This window comes from Mesorhizobium sp. M2A.F.Ca.ET.067.02.1.1, from assembly GCF_004023285.1.
Lineage (GTDB): Bacteria > Pseudomonadota > Alphaproteobacteria > Rhizobiales > Rhizobiaceae > Mesorhizobium.
Genome location: NZ_RZSB01000585.1, coordinates 1 through 3848 on the forward strand (window position 1 = coordinate 1; position 3848 = coordinate 3848).

Consider the following 3848-nt stretch of genomic DNA (forward strand, 5'->3'; position numbering starts at 1 on the left):
CGGCAGGGTCGAGGTCGAAGGGCTGATCGTTCATGGCGGCAAGAACCTATGGCGCTTAGGCCTGCTTGTCACGGGGGGCAGCGGCGCGCGCGAGCCGGTCGTTGATCGCCTCGCCCAGCCCCTCGAAAGGGATCGGCTCGACAGCGATGGTGGCGGCGCCGCTGCGGTCGAGCGCCTGCATGGCGGCAAAAAGGTTGCTGGCCGCCTCGCGCAGGTCGCCGGCCTCGGAGAGATTGCGCATAGCCGCCGCATTCTGCCAGCCCTCGGCGCGGTTGCGGCCGAAGGCAAGCAATGCTTCGCCCCTCACGATCTGTTGAACATTGAGCCGCATCGCCGCACCCGGCGCGTAATGCGAGGCAAGCATGCCCGGCGCCTCGATGCCGGCAGCGCCGCGCACCAGTTTCGCGCCGGCGGCGGCCTCGATCTCCTCGGCGCCGATGCCGCCCGGCCTGAGCAGCCGCAATTTGCCGTCCTCGACCTTGAGGATGGTCGATTCCAGTCCGACGGGCGTCGCGCCTCCATCGACGACCAGCTTGATCCTGTCGCCGAGATCGGCGGCGACCGCCTGCGCCGTCGTGCCGGAAATCCCGCCTGAGGAATTGGCGCTGGGAGCGGCGAGCGGCCGGCCGAGCCGCGCGATCAGCTCGCCGCCGAACCCGCGCGGCATGCGCAGCGCGATCGTATCCAGCCCCGCGGTGACCAGCGGATGGATGCCATTGTCCGCGCGCTGCGGCAGCACCAGCGTCAGCGGGCCGGGCCAGAAGGCTTGCGCGAGTTTTGCCGAGAGCGGGTCGAAGCCGGCAATGCGGTCCGCCATCGCGCGATCGGCGACATGGGCGATCAGCGGGTTGAAGCGCGGCCGGCCCTTGGCCTCGAAAATGCGCGCCACGGCAACGCCGTTGGTGGCATCGCCAGCCAGGCCGTAAACCGTCTCGGTCGGGATGGCGACGACGTCGCCGGCTTGCAGCAACGCCAAAGCCCGCTCAAGCGCCTCGCCAACCGCCAATATCTCAGCCAAATTTGCCACCAGTCTCAAACATGCCGGTCCCGTAATACGACGGCTTCCATCGGGCAAGGGCGGGCATTGGCGATTTATCAATCCCTAAAATGTTAAGTTTCCGCGCAAGCCCGCTTCAATTTGCCGGCCTTAAGGTGCGGACCGGTGGTTACCGGCTGGGGAGTTTTTGTAATGCGTTTGCTCGGAGCGTTCGGCATCGGCCTTTTGGCAATGAACGGCGCGGCGCATGCGTCGTCGATCGTCGTAGTCGGACCCTCGACGTCGACGCCTTCGGTGGTCAGGCTGGACGCGATCGATCCGGCCAAGCTGTCGGCGCTCTCCGCGCCATCGATGATTGCGCTGGGCGATCCCGTGCCCGCCGTCACCGACGAAAAGGTCGCGGCTATTCCCGAAAAGGCCGGGCATCAGCCGGCGCCAATGATCATCCGCGGCGGCATTGTCGGCGGCGCCTTCGCAACGCCCGTGACGGCGAAGCCCACGGCACCGGCAACCACAACCGCGGCCGCACCGGCAAACGGCACTTCGCCGGCAACGCCTGCCAACGGCACCGCCTCCGCTTCGAACGGCAACGACAAGGCCGGCAACCAGCCGGCCGCGACGGCCAATGCGTCGGGCGGCGCGCAGCCGCCAAATGCCCAGCCGCTGCCGCGCGTCGGCAAGGCGATGTAGATCACACTCGATACCGCTTCGATGTGCTAGGCGCTGTTTGTCGGAACGCAATTCCGGACGGGGGGCTACGGCGAAGTCGCCGAGCCTGACCGTTTTCACACTTTTCCTGGAATTGCTCTCGCTGTCCGATTCCCGTCATCCCGATCGGGCACTATCGCGCTGGCGTTCAATGGGGGTTTCATGACTGTTTCGAAAGCAATGGCCGTTGCCGGACTGGTGGCGGCGACACTGGTCGCGGGTTCGGCGCGAGCCGACGACATGCTCGGCTCTTACGTCGCGCGGATTTCCGATCGCGATCACCGCGCCAGCGACGGCTATCCGCTGAGCAGCGCGGCGCAGATGGTGCGGCAGGACCGCGCCAATTGGCACAAGTTCCATCGGCGCGACAGCGACGACCAGGGCGATCCCTGGTTCCGCAGCGACGGCTCGCGCGCCGACCTGCAACGCATGCTGGAACGCGGCGGCGCCATGAGCAGCGCCACCAGGCGCGCCATCGTCAACGGCGAGCCGCTGATCGAGGTGGATGTCTACTCCGACAGCGTGCGCGTCAGCATCGTGGAAGATTGAGGCCTCAATCTTCCTGATTGACGGGGCCATTCTTCCTGGAAGCCTGATCAGGCTAGCCTGACGAAAAAGGGCGACGCGAAACGCGCCGCCCTTCATTCTTCAAACGACTGCCGACGGCTCAGGCCGCTTCTTCCTTGTCGTCGTCTTCGTCGGCGTCGTCTTCATCCTCATCACCGTCTTCATCCTCGTCATCGGACTCATCGTCGCCCGAGGCCTTGGCTTCTTCGTCGCCGTCCTCGTCGTCATCCTCATCCTCGTCTTCCGACTCATCGTCGGCCGAGGCAGCGGCCTCCTCGTCGGCGTCTTCGTCCTCGTCGTCCTCGGGCAGGTCGGCGGCTTCGACCGCCGCGGCGGCAGCATGGTTGAGGATGTCATCGGAAGCGGGTTCGACGGCCTCGGCGGCGGCCGGGGTCTCTTCAATCAGGTCGATATCGTCAACGGAATTCATGGCATGCCTCCGTGGTCTGGGAACGTCTTTTGTCTGATGCATGTCGTTGTCCCGGAACCGCTGCGCAGTTCCGGGCGACATGCATCGGTTCTCCCACGCGGAGGTCATAGCCGTATGACTGTAAGCCGGCTCCGGGGCATTAAATTCCGGGCGGCAAATTGTTGAAACGTGCCCGCATCCTGGCGGATGCGGGCATGTCCAAATGTGCGACGTTTCGAGCCGTCAGCCGACGATTTTTGAAAAATCCGCGACCTGGTCGGTGGCGGTGCGGATGCGGGCAAGCAGCGCCAGGCGGTTGGCGCGCACGGCCTGGTCCTCATCATTCACGAGAACGCCTTCAAAGAATGAATCAACCGGTTCGCGCAACACGCTAAGCGCCAGCATGGCGGCAGAAAAATCTTCGTTTTGAATCGCTTGGCCGGCTTCCTTCTCGGCCTGATTCACCGCGGCATAGAGCTTCTTTTCCGCGTCTTCGCGGAACAGAGCCGGCTCAACGGTCTCGGCCACGGACGTTTTCTTCTTCTCCTCGGCGGCCAGGATGTTGGCGGCTCGCTTGGTGCCGGCGAGCAGGTTCTTGCCCCCGTCGGTTTCGAGCAAGGAGCCCAGCGCCTCGACGCGGCGCACGATCTGAAGGAGGTCGTCGTTCGGCGATTGGCCGGGCGCGACAGAATGTGAGGCCGGCGGGACAGCGCCTCCCTCTGTCGGCTTCGCCGACATCTCCCCCACAAGGGGAGAGATTGGGCGCGAACCTGCCGACAGCACGGCGTCGATCAAGTCATGCCGTGCACCGCTTTCACGCAGATAGACTTTCAGGCGATCGTGGAAGAAGGCGAGAAGGTCAGACGACTGATCTGTGCCGTCTTTGAAGTTCGCGAAGGCCTTGGCGAAGACGGACGTCAACGCCAGACGGATACGGTTCTCTATGAGGATCCTGACCACGCCAAGTGCTGCTCGGCGCAGAGCGAACGGATCCTTGCTGCCCGTAGGCTTTTCATCGATCGCCCAGAAGCCGGTCAGCGTGTCGAGCTTGTCGGCAAGCGCAACGGCAATCGAGGCAGGATCGGTCGGCACGCGATCGGAAGGACCTTGCGGCTTGTAGTGCTCTTCGGCGGCGGCGGCCACCGATGGATGCTCGCCCTGCAGCAG

5 protein-coding genes are annotated in these 3848 nt (G+C 64.9%); 2 read left to right on the forward strand and 3 right to left on the reverse strand.

Annotated elements, in window-relative coordinates:
- Positions 1 to 55: 55 nt before the first annotated feature.
- The gene (locus tag EOA28_RS28000) at positions 56 to 1018 is read right to left on the reverse strand and encodes an L-threonylcarbamoyladenylate synthase (protein WP_127253396.1); all 963 of its coding nucleotides are present in this window, start codon (positions 1016 to 1018) and stop codon (positions 56 to 58) included.
- Positions 1019 to 1189: 171 nt separating this feature from the next.
- Here EOA28_RS28000 and EOA28_RS28005 point away from each other — a divergent pair, with 171 nt between their 5' ends.
- The gene (locus tag EOA28_RS28005) at positions 1190 to 1687 is read left to right on the forward strand and encodes a hypothetical protein (protein WP_127253397.1); all 498 of its coding nucleotides are present in this window, start codon (positions 1190 to 1192) and stop codon (positions 1685 to 1687) included.
- 180 nt (positions 1688 to 1867) lie between these two features.
- On the forward strand, positions 1868 to 2254 hold the full coding sequence (locus EOA28_RS28010) for a hypothetical protein (protein ID WP_127253398.1): 387 nt from the start codon (positions 1868 to 1870) through the stop codon (positions 2252 to 2254).
- A 118-nt stretch (positions 2255 to 2372) separates the two neighbouring features.
- Here EOA28_RS28010 and EOA28_RS28015 read toward each other — a convergent pair whose 3' ends face one another.
- Positions 2373 to 2783: a hypothetical protein gene (locus EOA28_RS28015; protein WP_245463218.1), complete on the reverse strand. Its 411-nt coding sequence runs from the start codon at positions 2781 to 2783 to the stop codon at positions 2373 to 2375.
- 141 nt (positions 2784 to 2924) lie between these two features.
- On the reverse strand, positions 2925 to 3848 hold a 924-nt coding region (locus EOA28_RS39060; RefSeq protein ID WP_189342214.1), incomplete at its 5' end, for a glycine--tRNA ligase subunit beta.

Bases quoted from the DNA above. Each gene is read 5' to 3' on its own strand.
- EOA28_RS28010 (WP_127253398.1), top strand. From the start codon at position 1,868: ATGACTGTTTCGAAAGCAATGGCCGTTGCCGGACTGGTGGCGGCGACA.
- EOA28_RS28015 (WP_245463218.1), bottom strand. From the start codon at position 2,783: ATGTCGCCCGGAACTGCGCAGCGGTTCCGGGACAACGACATGCATCAG.
- EOA28_RS28005 (WP_127253397.1), top strand. From the start codon at position 1,190: ATGCGTTTGCTCGGAGCGTTCGGCATCGGCCTTTTGGCAATGAACGGC.